The organism is Fictibacillus nanhaiensis, from assembly GCF_049537595.1.
GTDB classification, from domain to species: Bacteria; Bacillota; Bacilli; order Bacillales; family Fictibacillaceae; genus Fictibacillus; species Fictibacillus nanhaiensis_F.
The window spans coordinates 1,130,435-1,148,144 of the sequence record NZ_JBMULM010000001.1 but is presented as its reverse complement, the minus strand read 5'-3'; the positions used below and the strand labels follow the sequence as shown (position 1 = coordinate 1,148,144).

General features: G+C 39.5%; 20 protein-coding genes. 2 read left to right on the top strand and 18 right to left on the bottom strand.

Annotated elements, in window-relative coordinates; translation table 11 throughout:
* Positions 1-151: 151 nt before the first annotated feature.
* The 9 genes from ACOZ9X_RS05740 to ACOZ9X_RS05700 all read right to left on the bottom strand — a co-directional run bounded on the left by ACOZ9X_RS05740 (position 152) and on the right by ACOZ9X_RS05700 (position 5,428).
* Positions 152-379, bottom strand: coding sequence for a hypothetical protein (locus ACOZ9X_RS05740; protein ID WP_423417346.1), 228 nt, complete (start codon positions 377-379; stop codon positions 152-154).
* The gene (locus ACOZ9X_RS05735) at positions 369-1,079 is read right to left on the bottom strand and encodes a hypothetical protein (RefSeq protein ID WP_423417345.1); all 711 of its coding nucleotides are present in this window, start codon (positions 1,077-1,079) and stop codon (positions 369-371) included. Before ACOZ9X_RS05735 ends, ACOZ9X_RS05740 begins: the two co-directional genes overlap by 11 nt.
* A 3-nt stretch (positions 1,080-1,082) precedes the next feature.
* Entirely contained in the window at positions 1,083-1,898 is an 816-nt protein-coding gene (locus ACOZ9X_RS05730) for a hypothetical protein (RefSeq protein WP_423417344.1), read from the bottom strand.
* A 188-nt stretch (positions 1,899-2,086) separates the two neighbouring features.
* Positions 2,087-2,488, bottom strand: coding sequence for a hypothetical protein (locus ACOZ9X_RS05725; protein WP_423417343.1), 402 nt, complete (start codon positions 2,486-2,488; stop codon positions 2,087-2,089).
* Positions 2,489-2,503: 15 nt separating this feature from the next.
* Entirely contained in the window at positions 2,504-2,734 is a 231-nt protein-coding gene (locus ACOZ9X_RS05720) for a helix-turn-helix domain-containing protein (RefSeq protein WP_423417342.1), read from the bottom strand.
* 233 nt (positions 2,735-2,967) lie between these two features.
* Positions 2,968-3,477: a hypothetical protein gene (locus ACOZ9X_RS05715; protein WP_423417341.1), complete on the bottom strand. Its 510-nt coding sequence runs from the start codon at positions 3,475-3,477 to the stop codon at positions 2,968-2,970.
* A 260-nt stretch (positions 3,478-3,737) separates the two neighbouring features.
* The gene (locus tag ACOZ9X_RS05710) at positions 3,738-4,214 is read right to left on the bottom strand and encodes a hypothetical protein (protein ID WP_423417340.1); all 477 of its coding nucleotides are present in this window, start codon (positions 4,212-4,214) and stop codon (positions 3,738-3,740) included.
* A 545-nt stretch (positions 4,215-4,759) separates the two neighbouring features.
* Complete coding sequence (locus ACOZ9X_RS05705; protein WP_423417339.1) at positions 4,760-5,068, bottom strand: hypothetical protein; 309 nt, start codon at positions 5,066-5,068, stop codon at positions 4,760-4,762.
* On the bottom strand, positions 5,069-5,428 hold the full coding sequence (locus tag ACOZ9X_RS05700) for a hypothetical protein (protein ID WP_423417338.1): 360 nt from the start codon (positions 5,426-5,428) through the stop codon (positions 5,069-5,071).
* Between the two features lie 145 nt (positions 5,429-5,573).
* Between ACOZ9X_RS05700 and ACOZ9X_RS05695 the strand changes: the two genes are divergently transcribed.
* Positions 5,574-5,774: a helix-turn-helix domain-containing protein gene (locus ACOZ9X_RS05695; protein WP_423418228.1), complete on the top strand. Its 201-nt coding sequence runs from the start codon at positions 5,574-5,576 to the stop codon at positions 5,772-5,774.
* Between the two features lie 168 nt (positions 5,775-5,942).
* On the opposite strand, the gene ACOZ9X_RS05690 is transcribed toward ACOZ9X_RS05695, so the two are convergent.
* A complete protein-coding gene (locus tag ACOZ9X_RS05690) occupies positions 5,943-6,212 on the bottom strand; it encodes a hypothetical protein (protein ID WP_423417337.1) in 270 nt (89 codons plus the stop codon).
* A gap of 391 nt (positions 6,213-6,603) precedes the next feature.
* Here ACOZ9X_RS05690 and ACOZ9X_RS05685 point away from each other — a divergent pair, with 391 nt between their 5' ends.
* The gene (locus tag ACOZ9X_RS05685; RefSeq protein ID WP_423417336.1) at positions 6,604-7,155 is read left to right on the top strand and encodes a recombinase family protein; all 552 of its coding nucleotides are present in this window, start codon (positions 6,604-6,606) and stop codon (positions 7,153-7,155) included.
* An 829-nt stretch (positions 7,156-7,984) separates the two neighbouring features.
* Here ACOZ9X_RS05685 and ACOZ9X_RS05680 read toward each other — a convergent pair.
* The 8 genes from ACOZ9X_RS05680 to ACOZ9X_RS05645 all read right to left on the bottom strand — a co-directional run bounded on the left by ACOZ9X_RS05680 (position 7,985) and on the right by ACOZ9X_RS05645 (position 17,150).
* Complete coding sequence (locus tag ACOZ9X_RS05680) at positions 7,985-8,689, bottom strand: hypothetical protein (RefSeq protein ID WP_423417335.1); 705 nt, start codon at positions 8,687-8,689, stop codon at positions 7,985-7,987.
* 301 nt (positions 8,690-8,990) lie between these two features.
* Positions 8,991-9,794, bottom strand: coding sequence for a sporulation transcription factor Spo0A (gene spo0A, locus ACOZ9X_RS05675; protein ID WP_423418227.1), 804 nt, complete (start codon positions 9,792-9,794; stop codon positions 8,991-8,993).
* A 324-nt stretch (positions 9,795-10,118) separates the two neighbouring features.
* Positions 10,119-11,405 carry a SpoIVB peptidase gene (gene spoIVB, locus ACOZ9X_RS05670; protein ID WP_423418226.1) on the bottom strand — a complete coding sequence of 429 codons (1,287 nt, stop codon included), beginning with the start codon at positions 11,403-11,405 and terminating at the stop codon, positions 10,119-10,121.
* Between the two features lie 135 nt (positions 11,406-11,540).
* Positions 11,541-13,238, bottom strand: coding sequence for a DNA repair protein RecN (recN, locus tag ACOZ9X_RS05665; protein ID WP_423417334.1), 1,698 nt, complete (start codon positions 13,236-13,238; stop codon positions 11,541-11,543).
* A gap of 24 nt (positions 13,239-13,262) precedes the next feature.
* On the bottom strand, positions 13,263-13,712 hold the full coding sequence (ahrC, locus tag ACOZ9X_RS05660) for a transcriptional regulator AhrC/ArgR (RefSeq protein WP_423417333.1): 450 nt from the start codon (positions 13,710-13,712) through the stop codon (positions 13,263-13,265).
* A gap of 107 nt (positions 13,713-13,819) precedes the next feature.
* The gene (locus ACOZ9X_RS05655; protein ID WP_423417332.1) at positions 13,820-14,638 is read right to left on the bottom strand and encodes a TlyA family RNA methyltransferase; all 819 of its coding nucleotides are present in this window, start codon (positions 14,636-14,638) and stop codon (positions 13,820-13,822) included.
* Entirely contained in the window at positions 14,635-16,533 is a 1,899-nt protein-coding gene (gene dxs / locus ACOZ9X_RS05650; RefSeq protein WP_423417331.1) for a 1-deoxy-D-xylulose-5-phosphate synthase, read from the bottom strand. Before dxs ends, ACOZ9X_RS05655 begins: the two co-directional genes overlap by 4 nt.
* Before the next feature lie 20 nt (positions 16,534-16,553).
* Positions 16,554-17,150 (bottom strand): hypothetical protein, encoded by a 597-nt coding sequence (locus ACOZ9X_RS05645; protein ID WP_066396012.1) that lies wholly within the window; start codon positions 17,148-17,150, stop codon positions 16,554-16,556.
* Positions 17,151-17,710 lie beyond the last annotated feature (560 nt).

The window sequence follows — 17,710 nt, the reverse complement described above, 5'->3', positions numbered from 1 at the left end:
TTTTGTGTCTACCGCTGCCCTCGACATTCCGGCCATATCGCGCTTAATTTGCGCTTGTTTTATTGACCATTCACGCGTATCTATACTCATGCGGGCCTTAATTTCCCCAATTGTGCTCACATTTTCACTCCCCTAATAAAGAAGACGCCCTCTAATGGGACGCCTCGTTGTTTTGTATTGCTGTTAATAATTCGGGTATCTGATCAAGGTAATTCGTAAACTTACCAAAAGTCTGAATAACTAAAATCGTTTCCTCTAAATATTTCTCAAAACCGATCTCTTGAATATGTTCCTTTAGCTTATTGTTCGCCGCGATTTCAACAAGATTCGTAAAAATTCCGAAGGCATACCCTAATTCATATGAAGAGTTATTTTCCATTTGCGGCACCCGCCTTTTCACGTTTGTTTTTACGGTCGTTTACTTCGTTCTCATTAACGATTTCACCGCTTAACAACCACTCTTCGTACCAAAACGGCACTTTCTTTTCGGAAAACACTCTTCTGATTTCGTCTTCCATCGGTAAGATCGGTGCGTGATTACCTTGACTATTACCCTTCATTGCATCAACTTCCGGTAGTCGCAAACCGTTCATGTTTTCTTTTGAACTATCAACGTGATTACGAGACAATCCTTTGAATTCACCTACAACATTATTAGTTTGCGTCTTAATTTCCTCGGCTTCTAATAACTTTTGGATATACAAACCTCTTAATGACTTAACTTCATCAAGTTTCTGCTGCAGTTGTGAACTTTGTTTACTAACGAATTCCTCCGTTTCTTTATGAGCTTCGTCACGGGACTTAGCTAGACGGTCCGGTTTATGCTGCTCTAACGCGTACAGTTTCACATTTAGCTCTGAAATACGATCCTCGATCGGTCCGATCTTGTTACGTAACTCACTTACTTTCAAATCGCTATTATCGCTTGCATTACCTAACGCTTCGTTTTTGATTTCTACGTTAATTTGATTAATCAGGTCTAACTTTTGCTCTTGTAAACTTTTTAACTCATCGTTTAGTTTTACAGACTCCATAACCACCTCATTTATGGCTACCTGGAATGCGTTTAATTTTTTCATCGATTAGTTCCCCCAATTTTGATTAATGTTTTGGTATGCAGTTTGATATCGTGCTTCTTCCGCAAGTTCCGGATCTACGAAATCAGCTGGTTTATGTTCGATGTTCTTCTCAATAGCGAAAAACTCTTCCGGTTTGTTAAGGTAAAACCCGACTTCGTTCCCGAACGCATCGTTAGCCGCCTGTTCTGCGATAAATCCTCCGAACATACCACCGTTTAGATACGCTTCAGCCATTTCTTTAACCTCACGCGCCTCTTTTACTTCATCTGAAGCGAAATCGTTCTGTAACGACTGATACTGATCGAATAATCGCGCTTTAAATACCGGAGCTTGTGGTCCGGCTGCAGATACGATAGAGCCGATGATTTCCGTAAAGTCCTGCGAAACTAACTCAGCGTAATAAGAATCCGTTACTTTTTCCGAAATGAACTCTTTTAAGCGCTTTTCCGCCTGGTCCGGACGGTTTGAAAGTAAAATCTCCATCTTTACGTTACGGAAATTACGGTTGAACTCGTCAATTTCGTCCTGAGCCGGCTTTTTAACCTTCGCTTTTAGCGTTTTCTCAGCGACCTTTATCGCTTTCGTTAAATTTGCATCGTGTTGTTGCTTACGATTTAAAAGTTTCGCTAAAAAATCTGCACCCTTTTTCCCCTTCATTTCTTTTTCTTTTGCGATTCTACCGTCACGTGTTAAATGCTTATCTCCTCGAATCGCAGAAACCATATTCCGCATTTCTACTTGTTCTGAACGCAAAAAAGCAGTAGATCCATTACGAATTCCTACCGCAAGATTTAGATATTCTTTTGCTGACTTTTTCATTTAATACTCTCCTTTTTAAATCATACTCATTTCTTTAACTTCCATTAAGAACTTGTAATTACAAGGCACTTGAAACACCTCCATACGCTTTTAGAAGTGCAGTTTTAAGGGTTTGAATACAAACACCTTACACCTTCCCTTTTTGCATAAATGAAACGCTTGTAACCCGCAGTACAATAGGCTTTTGATTAACCTAAATGCGTACGTTTATGCGTGTTTACATAGCGTCGTTCTTGTTGGCGTTTTTTCTCTTTTGTTTTACGAACCTCATCGCGACATTCACCGCAATATTTCTGACGGTTGGATGTTCGTTCGATTGGCCGGCTACATTCTTCGCAAAGATCCGTAGATTTCTTTTCGGTCGGAATATTAAAAAGGTCACGGTACTCCGATTCGAGTTTATGGTCGCCTGGTAACACCGCCTTAATAAAGTACGGGCACACATTACCGATGCCTTCCGATTCGTAAAAAAGGATACATCGGTTACCGCAGGTTACGTAACAGCCTTCGTTGCCAGTGAAATTGGCACATTCGGCTTTTGCCAGTCTTTTCGCTTTCGATTTTACCGAATCTAACTTACGTTGATTCATTTCCTATTCCTCCGATTATTCTTTAACTTTATAACGTTCGTGAATTTCTAGTAACTCCGCTAATGTTTCGGGAGTTAACATGAATTCGGTTATTAACCTACGTTTAATTGCCTCAGTAAGTCGCCGTTTATCGCGTTCAATCCGATTAACCTGCGCAACTGAAATTCCGAGCAACTTACCGTAATAAGCTTGTGGTAAGCGATGAACCTCGCGGATTTTCCGAAAGACATCCGGTGTTATGTCCACCAACAACACCTCCTTTAATCTGGTAAAATCTATTACCATTAAGATAAATAAAATAGACGCCCCAAACCGTTCTGAAACGATTTGAAACGTCTTATAATCCTCTGCCACCAAGCCAAAGGAATGCCCTTTTAAAGATACTTATAACGGAATTACGCCTGTTAGATGAAGATGACCGTCTTAAACGGAAAGCTACCGTTATTTGCTTCTTCTCATATATACCTTTTTGTCGCCATTTAAAATTCATCTTTTGAATTACCGTGATAGTTAACAACTTTTTTAGAAGTTTTTCGATTACCAATTCCATACAATTCATTTTTTGCCTCAATATAGTTCATAAGACTTACTCCAGAAGGCCTTTCAAACTTCCATCCAACCTTAATCATTGCGTATTCTTGTACCCAAAAAGGTTGTTCAAGCCACCATAAGTAGTAATCCATAAGTGTCTCTTTCTTCTCCTTCTTCTCGGGATTCAGAAGAAATTCATTTGCCCTTTGTTCTCTTTTTTGTAAAGTTTTAATACTAGTTTTACATCCATCAGAACAAGTTTTCCTTGTATTTCTTAAACTATTATCTTTCCACCAATATCCACAATAATCGCACCTTTTTACTCGATTATCTTGATTATCATGAAGTTCACCTTTTAAAAGCTGCGTAGTTACTTTTAAAGCATCATTCCTATTCATATTTTTAATAAAATGCTTTGCAAATTCGATAGCCCCTAAACCTGGTTCATTGTAAGACACTCGGTCCTCCATTCTTAGCACGATAGCCAGTCTTATTTGTTATCTCTTCTTCGAATAATCCTTCTATTTATTCTTTTCTTACGCGTGAATGTATTTATAAGAGATACGTAACGTGTCCTTTTGAAAAAAGGGCGCGTAATCTTTTGTTGGTATGTTTAACTTGGTATATTTACGTTGGTATGTTTAGGTATACCTTAGAGGTAACAATGGAAACACTCCTCTAATGCCCTTTTCGAGATGTACCTCTAATGCCCGTTTCGTTAATAAATCGCTAAATTAGGTGTAACCTTTCTACCGTCTTCATCTACCAAATAACCGTCTTCACTTACACGCGGACAAAAAGAGGGAAAGTACCATTTACCGTTCCATACCGTTTTCTGCCGAACCAGTCCATTAGTTTCCAAAATGTCTACCAACGATTTAATCCGTTTCTCAGCGATCCCCAGGTCCCCTGCTATTTTGTCACGCGAAGGAAAACTCGCACCGAATCGTTCACTTTGCGTACCATCTGCTCTCGTGTGAACACCGTCTACATACGAAAGTAAATAAAAATACAGCGTTACAATGTCTCGGATCTGAGGACGCCTTTGTTTTCTTACGTGTTTCTCGTTAAATTCACGAATTATTCGCGGAAACACTTTTCGCATAAGATCGAGATTGTACATTTCGTAATTATGACCGGTTAATAACATCTCCTTGTCGTTAGGTAATTGTTTGTACTGCTTTAACTCATTCATCTGAACACTCTCCTTTTAGTTTTTATATCAACGTAGTTCAATGACCACGAAAATACCTTATACTTTTCTATATCTCGAAAATTTGAAAGTCGCGCACCATAAAAGTACTCTTCCATACATATACCGAGTGAAACTTTAAAAACAGCGCGTATTAAAATCGACGCATGAGAACTTAAACTCGCGTACCCATCTAACTAATACCTGATGACTGCACGGGTTTTAGCGCACTTTTTAGCGCACTTTCTACGTAAATTGATACAAAAAATATTTTTCGACAAAAAAAGAACGCCTACACTGACGTCCCTCCACGATAAACGACTAGCGCGATCCCAAACTCCGTTCACAACCTTACGGATTGCCGTCCGTTAGCCTCCAAAGAGAGTTATGGCGCTGTTTCAGACGCAAACTCATACGCCCTTGCCCGATGTTTTGAGCGTACGAATTCAAGCCCCCGGTTACCGTTTACTTAACCGATGTAAAGGTTAGTAATAATGACACAACCAGGAATACACTTGTTACGAATATTAGTGCCGAAGTAAGTTCCATTACAGTAGTTCCATGTCTAAGTCTTCATCAGCTTCGATAATTGTCTTCGTTAAGAATTCATAAGCCGTTTGGGAACGCATTTTTACGATAAAACTAACGATTGTTGGCACCGGATCATTTCCTTCATACGTTCCTAAATTTATTGAACCACCGTTTTGTCTAAAGACCGTTGGCGATTCCGTTTTCTCTACTTTCACCATTAACAGCCACTTTCCGTCTTTGAAAACTGCATGGTTCTCATCAACTAACCATCCAGCGTGAGTCTCAAACTCTGTAACCATGTCGTATAAAACAGTAATTCCTTTCATCTACTTCGCCTCCAATAAATTAAAATTAATTTTCGTATCAATTCGGTCGTACATCACGTTTGTTAATAGCGACCAACCATCGATATTCTGCAGCTTACGCGCAAAGTTTACGGCTTTCTTTTTCGTTAGTTCTTTACGGAAATCCTCAGCGATGATAATACCGGATGACTTTGCGATGACTACGCCTTCTCTTGGCTCGGATTCAATTTTCGTAAGAAATACGGTACCGCCTAACGTTTGCCACATCGCATAGTTACCGACTTTCAAACCGTCTGCTTCGTCATAACCGTCTTCCTTACCGAGATCAAAAACAATGAATACTCGCTCGGCACATAAAGGGCCGTTTACTAGTTCAAACATATATACAACCTCCTTGACCACGTAAAGTAGTCATTTGATATTCATAGTATATTACCGACTACATATTTTAGTCAACTACCTTTTGTAGTCAAAAGTAAGAAAATTATTTATAATTAACATTAGGAGGTGAGTTTATTTGAAATTAGTGAGGTCTAATCTGAAGAAATTACTGGACGACAGAGGGATTTCAATACGGAAATTCGCTGAAGATACCGGTTTACAATTTGAGACATTGAGAAGAATGTATAACGATGATACAAAGCAATATAACAAACAAATGATTGCGAAAGTTTGCGAAGAATTAAACGTAGAAATATCAGAATTACTTATACTTGAAGATGCTTAGTTATTTATTTCCTAAAAATATGAGTGTACCTGCATTTTTATCGTTACGCGGTCATACGCTGAGTGCATAGGGCATCGCACAAAACCAGCGTAACCCTTAACTAAAACGATATAAGTAACAAAAAAAGACCTTCCACATTCGGAGGGTCTTCTCTACTTCCCACAAAAATCACGCTGATTTATTGCGCTTGTTTTCTTGCATCATTTTCCTGGCGAAATCCATTAACGTGGCCAATCCGATAAGTACCGATCCTGCAAACAGCGAAACTAAAATCGTAATAATACCGATTAACACTTTTAACGGATGATCTTCGCCATATTCACTATTCGTTAAACTTCCGTTTGTTGGATCAACTCCTAGACTTACGCATACCCATAAACCAAACATTGTTCCTAGTATAGCGATTGACCAACCGACTTTACTGATCCAATCTTCCAACTTACACACCCCTTTAATTAGTAAAATTTACCACATAGTCTAATTCGTTGATAAAATTCTCAAACCTCTGTGAGTATAAAAAATTGCAACGAAATTTTCTTAACTGATTACATAACTCGTAAAACCTTCGCCTGGGTAAAACGTTACAAATGTAACATCAAAGTTTAAAAATGATGCTCGGTTTTTAGAAGTACCAGGCGTAGGGGAAATTAGGGGGTGGCCTGGGGTGTGTACCCCTTCCGTTCCAAAAACGATTATAAATGAAACGATTATTAAACCGAACTATTATCAATGTTTAACACAATCAATAACGTTTCATTAAATAGTTTCTAATCAACGTTGCTTTAACGTTACCTTTTTGATACGATAAAAGAAAACGGAGTTGATACGAATGAAGATTGGCTATGCTCGAGTCAGTACACAAGACCAGAATCTAGACGTACAACTAGACGCACTACATAAGGCCGGATGTGAACGTATATATACGGAGAAGGTTAGCGGTAAGCGTGACGATAGACCGGAGTTAGCGCGTTGTCTTGACTCTCTACGTAAAGGGGATACGCTAGTCATCTATAAGCTCGATAGACTCGGTCGTTCCACATTTAAGCTGCTGGAACTAACGAAAGGCTTCGAGGATGCCGGCATAGATCTCGTATCTATACGGGATGGCATCGACACTACAACGCCGGTAGGCCGTTTCTTCTTTCGTACTATGGCATCTATTGCCGAACTAGAACGGGACATTATCGTGGAACGTACTCAAGCCGGCTTACAGGCCGCTAGATCCCGTGGCCGTGTCGGAGGACGACCGCCAGTACCGAAGAAGGACGTAGAACGAGCGATTAAACTATACGAATCAAACGAATACACCGTCGCTGAAATAACGGAATTAACTGGTGTTACTAAAGCTACGTTATATCGATCCCTGAAGGCTGCCAAATAAGGCGGTCTTTTTTCGCCTTCGAAAGTTTTCGAGGCATTACGTTCCAGGGCGTTGCAGTAAGTGTTTTAACCCTCGTGAGTTTTGAACCGGTCCATCCCCGGAGGGCTTCGTGTTGATGATTTGGGAAGCGATGGGTACGTATAAGTAACGTAGTGTTACACCCGTAACGAACCGTTAAACCCTTGCGGCTCTAGGCGTCTACCGTCTATGACCAGGTACTAATACGATGTTACACGCTACTTCTCATCGAAAAGTTTTCGGTAGGCTGTTCGTTTGAGTCTCGGTGTTGGTGAAACATGAAGTATTCGGAAACGGTAATTTCTCCTCAAACGTATACCTCACGTAGCTCTAACGGTAGTTTCGAAATTTTCATGTTAGGTCCGTATCTGACGCTTCGTGCTCGTAAAATGTCCGATAGAGTCCAATACAGTTTAACCGGTTATCACGCTATAAATATAAACGTATCAACGGTTCAACTCGAAATTTCCCCGTTAGACTCACGTCAGACACTCGGTGCTGTTTAAATGCAACGTTTTGCACTACGTAGGGAAATCGATAAATCTTGTAGCCGCGTATATTTTACGTAAATTACGGGTTTGTGCAAAGTTTTGTTCGATGCTTTCCGTTATAAGTATCGAGCACTTTAAAATCACAACGAATCACAAAGTAAAAAAGCCGTTACCGATTGAACGATAAGGCTTCATTGATTTAACGTTATTGTGACCGTTTTTCTTCAGCTTCTTCTCTCGCTATTCGAAATAACTCAGGCATAATCGACTCAATTGCCCGTTGAATAGCAGCGTCTGAAGGTCGGTCAGGTTGTTTATTTTCATTTGATTTTTCCTTCAATAATATCAACCTCTTCTTTATTATTTTCTAATAAATATTTATCCTTCTCCACACGTTGCATTATTGGCTTTAAATGTTTTATAAATTTTACTACAGCTTTTGGAGATAATGACTTTGGATCCTTATTAATTTGAGGCTCTATGCTTTCAAAGTACTTAATCATTTTTTCATACTTTTTAACTTCTTCTAATATTTGTTTTTCTTGCTTAGATGTTATTGTTACTTTTCCTTCATTTTCCATTAACCAGATGTTCTCAGCTTCCTTCCTTCTTCTTTCAGCAACTTCCTCCATTTCACGTGCCTCTTTGAGTTGTTTTGTAACCTCTCTAAGTTCTTTAAGTGACATTTCCTCCACTGTTTTTAATTCTAATGTTGATGGAATTTTTATTTTTTTTGTAATAAATTCTGCTACATCGATATCTGTTGGTAATGATAACATTTCATAAAATTTACTGACGGTTATTTTAGATTCTAATGGAACTTTATCTCCAAATTGTTCATAAATTCTTATGAACTTATCTGCTGTTGATTTTTTAATATCTTTGCCCCAGTACTTTTCATCTAATTCCTTAACATGTTTAACCCTTTTACCATACTCGGGTATCTCACATCCAACTAAATTTTTTGCATCCCACAACTCTAACTCACTACGTTTTAACCGCTTGATATCTCTGTCTTTCGTCATTTTTCATCCCTCCTAATACACGTTTCGGATAAGCGTAAAAATACGTGACGTAGCGGAAATAAAACGTTATAAGAACGATATTACACGATGTTTTAAACGCAAAAAAGACCACCTTTTCAGGCGGCCTCTTAAAGTAAATATTCGATAATTTTCTAAAATTAGATTATAATATCCGTGTAAAGTTCGGACAAACTTTAGCGGTATGTTGGACGGTAAACTTATCGGAACGATTTACGGAGATTCCGATAAACTTTCGGACAAACTCCCGTATAAGCTGGCGTCAAAATAGCGTGGTTATGCGTTATACCATTACCCTATGTTCGATTCGAAGCTTGTCTGCGACCATCGCGATGAACTCAGAATTCGTTGGCTTTGCTTTTGACATGGATACTGTATAGCCAAACAAGGATGAAATACTGTCGATGTTTCCACGGCTCCATGCTACTTCGATCGCATGACGAATAGCTCGTTCAACTCGACTAGAAGTAGTATTGAATTTTTTTGCGATATCTGGATAAAGAACTTTTGTGATAGAGCCTAATAGCTCAATATCATTGTATACCATAGAGATCGCTTCTCTTAAATACATATAACCCTTAATATGAGCAGGAACCCCGATCTCATGAATGATACTTGTGATACTCGCATCCAAATTGCGTGGTTTATTATTAATTGTAGATTGGAAATTATTTCGATTGTTTCCGGACGCACGCTGAACAGTTGATTTTTCTGCTCCACAGATCTGACGGATCTGACTCGCAAGGTTGTCCATATCGAATGGCTTTAAGATAAAGTATGATGCACCTAGGTCTACGGCTTTTTTCGTTACATCTTCCTGACCAAACGCCGTTAACATGATAACATTCGGCTGAGGCAGATCATCGCTAGACCTGATCTTCTCCAGCACCGCTAATCCATCTAAATGAGGCATGATAATATCAAGAACTAATACATCAGGATCTTTATTCTCTAAAACGGACAAACATTCTTGACCGTTGTAAGCTACCCCAATTACCTCCATATCATCTTGACTTGAAAGATACTCCCTCAAAAGACTAATCAGTTCACGGTTATCATCAGCTAGACAAACTTTAATTTTTTGCACCATTATTTCCTCCCCATCCAACAATTTCTTGTTTTTCCCAATGTAACATTTCAACAATAAATCTTAAATCCCTTTATTTTGTTTTAAATTTTTTAAAATTATTTTGTTTTTGTAGCAGATAGACCCATTTTCTTCAATTTACTTTGAATTTCGACAGTTATTATATTTTCAAAAGTGTTTTTGTCGAATTTTCTTTATATCCCTCATTATACAAAATTTTCATAGGATTGTCTAAATTATCTAAAAAACAAATCCAGCACTTATTCCAACTTAGATGGGTTCAAAATAAAAAAACCGGTGAGATCTCAACCGGTTTTAAAAATGTTAACTCGCTTGTTTTGCGTCTTTATAGATATTTACACCCGCTTCATCCAGCATCCACTCGATATGAACACCATAGCCCGAAGTTGGGTCATTTACAAACACGTGTGTAACTGCTCCAATAATTCTGCCGTTCTGAATGATTGGGCTGCCGCTCATACCTTGGACGATTCCACCGGTAATTTTCAAAAGCTCGGGATCTGTAATCTTTATGACCATTCCCTTTGTAGCCGGAAACTTTTGAGGAACAGAGCTTACGACATCAACATCGAACTCTCGAACCTTCGACCCGTTAACGACAGTTAAAATCTTTGCTGGACCTTCTTCTACCTGATGAGATAAGGCGATTGGCAATGGTTTATTCCAGTCTCCATTCGATAATTCATCGTTTAATTTTCCGAAAATCCCAAAAGGACTATTTTTTGAAATGTCCCCTAAAACTCTTTGATCGTTGGAAAAACGCGCCAGCTTTTCTCCAGGATGACCGTTAGATCCTTTTTCGATGGAAGTTACGGTAGATCCAAGGATTTCCCCATTGTTTACCTTGATTGGCTTCTTAGTATCCATATCTGAAATAACATGACCGAGTGCCCCATATTTAAATGACGCTGGATCAAAAAAGGTTAGCGTACCTACGCCCGCTGCTGAATCACGAATATAAAGCCCTATGCGATAAGACTGGTCATTCTTGTCCTGCAGAGGAGTAAGTGATTTATGAAATGTCTTACCATCTCGAATAATGGTTACATCTAAAGGATTTCGAGTTTCCCCAGATTGCTTTACAAATGGGCTTACATCTCCCATTTTTTTAATATTTTTTCCGTTAATTTTGGTAATAATATCTCCTACTTGAATATCGGCAATTTCACCTGGAGATTGTTTTCCTGCAGTTGTATTTACGAGGTGATGTCCCACAATCAGTACCCCTAGAGTATTTAATTTCACTCCTATTGATTGTCCACCAGGTACAACTTTAAGGTCAGATAATACTTTTACATTCATCTTCTTTATGGGAAAACTTGCTGCTTCGAGAGTTGCCATGCTATCACCGTTTGTTTTGGCTTGTATCGAAACTTTATGTTCGCTTTCCATTGCGGTCGTATAAATGTTTGTTTCTTCCTGCTTCATGTTTGTTCCAACAGGAAGAGCTTGTAAGACATGCTGTCCTTCAAAAAAGGTAATCGATTCAGGCAGTGCTACATATTCGCGCACAGGAGACAAAAAACCGATTCCCACTAAACTTCCAAGGAGAATAACGCCGATCATTCGCCGAAGTAAATCCTTATACATCATACACTCTCCTCGCTCCTAGCTCACACCCTCACCATGGCTGTACCTTTAATTTAGCCTACGGACCATGAGTTTATAACCTAGAAAAAAGAAAAAGCTATTCCTTAAATGGATAGCTTTTTCATGAATAAAGTTTTATGATGTTTTTTTGATTGACGCTGCAAGCTCTAATAATTCTTGAGCATGTTGCCTCGTAAGGTCAGTAATCTCAACACCAGAGATCATTCTGCCTATCTCATTTACTTTTTCATCTGTTTTTAATGTTAGGACCTTTGTAACCGTTCTTCCTTGAAGTGTGTCCTTAGAAATATGAAGATGCGTGTCAGACATCGCTGCAACTTGTGGAAGGTGAGAAATACAAAGTACTTGTGAACCGACAGAAACTTTATAGATCTTTTCCGCTATCGCTTGAGCAACTCGTCCAGAGACTCCTGTATCTACTTCATCAAAGATAATGGCGGTAATTCCTTGGTTTTCAGAAAAAATGGTTTTCAATGCTAGAATAATTCTGGAAAGCTCCCCACCAGATGCTACTTTTGATAGTGGCTTAAGCGGTTCACCAGGATTCGGAGAGATATAAAATTCTACAGAATCCAGTCCAGTTCTTAAAAACTGATTAGCCTCAATCCGCTTCATTACGACTTCGAATTTAGTTTTTTCCATATAAAGTTCTTTAAGCTGTTGCTGAATGCTGTTCTTTAAGACTTTAGCGGTCTCCGTTCTCCGCTTAGTCAGTTTTTTACCTGATATCTCAAGTTTAGCAATGAGCTTATCCTGCTTTTTCTTGAGTTCTTCAATGTGATTATCTTTATTCTGAATAAGTTCTAACTCTTTTTTAATTTTTTCACTATAATCGATCATTTCTTTCACTGAAGAACCGTATTTGCGTTTAAGTTTACTTAGTTCATCAAGACGTGATTCAATGCTGTTAAGCCTTTCCGGGTTGTATTCTAATGAATCAAACATATCCCGAATCTTATATGTAAGCTCTTCAAGTACATAAAAGCTGTTTCCAAATTGCTCTTCGTCGGCTTTTAATGATTCATCAAGTGCAGCAACCTGCGAAAAATCAGCTAGCGCACTAGATACAAGTTCAAGCGCTTTTCCTTCACCATAAAGATTATGATAAGCATCCTGAAGAGAACCATGAATTCTTTCAAAATTCGAGAGCATTCTTTTTTCTTCCTCAAGCTTAACATCCTCATCAGGAATGAGGTTGCTACCCGCTATCTCTTGGTACTGATATTGTAGCAAGTCTATTCTCTGAGCGATCTCTTGTTCGTTTCTAGAGAGCTCTGAAAGCTGCTTGTTGATTTCTTTGTAGTCCCTGAATGTTGATTCGTACGCTATCAACTCTTGTTTAAAATTCTTATCACCAAAACTATCGAGTAAAAAAAGATGCTTGTCAGGCTGCATTAAATATTGCGTTTCATGCTGCCCATGAATATCAACTAAGGCCTGTCCGAACTCCTTAAGAACAGACAGCGTAACAAGCTTTCCGTTTACTCTGCAAATGCTTTTTCCGTTCTCTGTTATATCCCTTTTAAGCACGACCATCTCATCTTCATCTGAAATCGCAATTCCAAATTCCTCACATTTATCATATACACGATGACCTGGATGAATATGAAACAAACCTTCGATTTCCGCTTTTTGAGTACCATAGCGTACAAATTCCGTAGAACCACGGCCACCAATCAGAAGTCCGATCGCATCGATGATGATGGACTTACCTGCACCGGTTTCACCTGTTAGTACGGTTAACCCTTTACTAAAAGAAACACTCAGAGAATCAATAATAGCAAAATTACGAATACTTAATTCTGCCAGCAATTACATCACACCTTATTTTAAAAATTACAGCATATCTAAAAATCGCTGCGAAACATCTGCACTAACTTCTTTAGAACGACAAATAATTAGGATTGTATCATCGCCACAGATCGTTCCCATTAAATCTTCCCAATCAAGCTTATCAATTAACGCTCCAATGGCATTTGCATTACCAGGAAGTGTTTTCATGATAATCAGGTGATCTGCATAATCAATACTAATAAAGCTGTCAGTTAGTGTTCTTCTTAACTTCTGCAATGGGTTGAACCTCTGGTCAGCCGGAAGACTGTACTTATAGCGACCATCATTCATCGGTACTTTCACAAGATGCAGTTCTTTAATATCACGCGAAACCGTTGCTTGCGTTACATTAAAGTTGGCTTTCTTTAGTAGTTCCACTAAGTCGTCTTGTGTTTCAATATCATGATTGCTGATCATTTCACGTATTTTAATATGTCGTTGTCCTTTATTCACTCGTGATTCCACCTCAATTTACACTGTCACATTCTGCCTTTATCTTATACTATTGTGCATAGGATGTAAATTTTTCATTAGTGAAATGATGAAAAGAGCGAGAAATTTTATTCTCGCTCTTTCTTTAATGTTTCATGAGCAGACTTCACAACTTCTTCAATATTTTCTGAAGTTATCGTCACGCAGTCCTCACTATTTACTTTTCCATGCATTAAAAACTCTATGTTTCCATCCCCACCCGTTATAGGTGAGAAGGACAATGCAACAGGATTAATCCCTGTTTTGCGTGCAAAATCCGTAATCTCTTCAATCACGCGTTTATGAACTTTCGGATCTCTAACGATTCCCTTTTTCCCCACTTCTTCACGTCCTGCTTCAAACTGAGGCTTGATCAAAGCGATCACATCTCCAGTTGGCATGAGCTGAGTCAGCACAGGAAGAATGATTCGAAGAGAAATGAAAGAAACATCGATCGTTGCAAAATGGGGCATCCCCTGTTGAAGCTGATCAGGAGTTACATATCTAAAGTTTGTTCTTTCCATCACCGCTACTCTTGTATCGTTTCTGAGTTTCCAAGCGAGTTGATTGTAGCCCACATCGATCGCATATATATAGGAAGCACCGTTTTGAAGCGCGCAATCCGTAAATCCACCAGTTGAAGCTCCAATATCCATTCCAATCTTTTCTTTAACTTCAAAATCAAAGATTTTAAGTGCCTTTTCAAGCTTCAGCCCGCCTCTTCCTACATAAGGAATAACATCTCCTTTAACTTGAAGAGGCGCATCTTGTTCTATCTTTTCACCTGGCTTATCCATACGGTTCGTTCCTGAATACACGAGTCCAGCCATAACCGATCGTTTGGCTTTTTCTCGCGTTTCACAGAGTCCTCGATTGACAAGCAGTACATCTACCCGTTCTTTTTTCATGTAAGAAGACCCTTTTCTGCCTTTCGTTTAACAAGTGCTTTCACTCGCTCAACAAGATCAGGAGTTGTAATTCCGATCTCTTCTAATAATTTAGTTACACTTCCATGCTCGATAAAGCAATCTGGTATACCCATACGATCAATGATAACATTTGCCTGATGATCAGAAGCATGTTCTAATACCGCACTTCCAAAACCACCTTGAAGAACAGCCTCTTCTAACGTTAAAATAGGCATGTTTTCTGCATAAAGCTCTTTGAGCATCTTTGAGTCAAGCGGTTTGATAAAACGAGCATTGATCACGCGTGCTGAGACACCTGATTTCGCAAGGATCTCCCAAGCTTCAAGCGCCATTGGAATCGTCGTTCCAAACGTTAGAATCGCAACGTCATCCCCATCTTTAAGCACTTCCCATGAACCAATTGGAATGTTCTCAAACTCTTCATCCATCGGAACTCCTGAACCGTTACCTCTAGGGAATCTGATCGCAATCGGACCATCTTCATATTTAAGAGCAGAGTATACCATATGCTGAAGCTCGTTTTCATCTTTCCCCATCATCAATACCATATTTGGAATATGACGCAAGAAAGCAATATCAAACACACCTTGGTGCGTTTCTCCATCAGCACCAACGAGACCAGATCGATCTATTGTGAAAACAACATTCAAATTCTGTCTGGCAACATCATGAACTACTTGGTCGTAACCTCGTTGCAAGAACGTAGAATAGATCGATAGAACTGGTTTCATATTCTGCGTAGCAAGTCCAGCTGCCATCGTTGTGGCATGCTGTTCTGCAATACCTACATCAAACAAACGATCAGGAAACGCTTTGCCGTAATCAGTAAGTTTAGAGCCTATCGTCATGGCAGGCGTTATCACTGCGATTCGATCATCTTTATGTGAGAGTGTCTCAAGTGTTTTACTGACCACTCCACTGTAAGATGGTCCAACTATCTGCGGTTTGATCTGCTCACCTGATTCGATCTTATAAGGACCTACACCATGCCAGCTATCCTTTTTATCACTTTCAGCCGGTTCATATCCTTTGCCTTTTTTGGTAAGAACGTGGATGATTACCGGACCTTTCGTCTTTTTGGCAAATGTTAGATTCTCAATCAAGTCATCTACATCATGACCATCTACTGGTCCTAAATAGGTGTAGCCTAGCTCCTCAAAAAACATTCCTGATACTAACAGGTACTTTAAGCTATCTTTTACGCGTTCTGCTGTAGCAGCCAATTTACCGCCGAAAGCAGGAATTTTACGGATTAAAGATTCTAGTTCATCTTTGGCTTTATTATATTTTCTAGCTGTTCTCATGCGTCCTAAAACGTTATGAAGAGCTCCCACATTCGGAGCGATCGACATTTCGTTGTCGTTAAGCACAACGATCAAGTCTTTCTTTTCATGTCCGATATGGTTGAGCGCTTCTAGAGCCATCCCGCCTGTTAGGGCACCATCACCAATGACAGCAACAACTTTATCATCCGTTTTCTTCAGGTCTCTTGCGATCGCCATACCCATCGCAGCAGAAAGTGATGTAGAACTATGGCCCGTTTCCCATACATCATGTTCGCTTTCAATACGTTTTGGAAAACCACACAACCCTTTGTACTGGCGAAGTGTATCGAACTGAGATGCTCTTCCCGTAAGGATCTTGTGTACATAGGCTTGATGACCTACATCCCAAATAAACTTGTCTTTGGGACTGTCAAAGACTTTGTGCATAGCAAGCGTTAGTTCTACAACACCGAGGTTAGGTCCGAGATGACCTCCTCTAACTGAAAGTTTTTCAATTAGAAAAGAACGAATTTCGGCGGCTAATTTATTTAATTGTTCAGTTTCATACGTTTTTAAAAACTGAGGATCTTGAATTTCTTCCAAGTTCATGGAATGTGCCTCTCTTTCCATTAACGCCTTTTCTTCTCTCTTTTAGCAGGCGATAGCAGTTTAATTCTTAATTTTTCCTCTAAAAAATATAATAAACGCCCAACCTGAAAAATAATAAAGGTTGAGTGGTTGATCGCATATGATTTTCCTAGCGCTTTGCCTCCTACAGTAAGTGCAGCAACTACACTAGTGAAGACGATTGAGATCAAATACTCAGAGTTTGATCCAGATCTATTCCCCATTGAAAGTGTAAGTTCTACTACAACTGCAGCGGATGCCGTTCCGCTAACGATCCCAGAGATGTCACCAATAACATCGTTACAAAAATTCGCTACACGATCTGCGTTTCTTGTAATGATTATAGCATGTCTTGCTCCAGGAACCTTCTCAGAAGCCATCGCATGAAAGGGAACTTCTTTCGCAGCAGTTGATGCTACCCCAACTATGTCAAACAGAACCCCGGTTAATACGATTAGAAACACGATTCCCATCCCTATCGCCCACGAAACTCCATTTAACAAAAAAGAGGATACAACTGTAAAAATAGCCGCTAACACAAGAGTGATAACGGCAATGCTTGTACTCCATTTGAGTGTTTTAGTAAAGGAATGCTTCATGCATAACTCCTCACTTTTTGGTCACTTTATGTAATAGGGAGTGGTCACCTTATTAAGTAAAGACTGCGGCTTAGGTCCAGTAGGTTTTCCCAGAAGAGTACGAAATGTCGCCATGTTCGCGGTTTCCCTTTACTCTCTTCTTAACGCTGTCGCCAAACGTTAGACTAGATTACCACTTAGTCCGCACTATAATCCCTAAAAGGTGTCAGGGCAGAACAGTCTAGGAGTTTTCCTCAACAGCCTCGCGCACATTCCCTAGCCTCTTTTGCAGAGAAGATTTCATATGGTATAAAGCTCAAAATCAGCGGCCAACCGATACAGGCTTTTCACACCATAATCCCCTCAAGCTCCACTCAAGGCAGGCTACGCTGCTCGCCTTCTTTTCCTGTGAACAAGAAAAAAAGCTAAGCAGGTTCAAACCCCATTTCGCAGTAAGGTCTTTTGAACACAAACCGCAAATATGGGGGCCTCCGCGGAAGAAGGGTCCTCGCCCACATGCCATTGTGGATCGCCCTTCAACCTTAACTCCCAGCGATGACCCAAGGCTGGGCGCCTCAAGC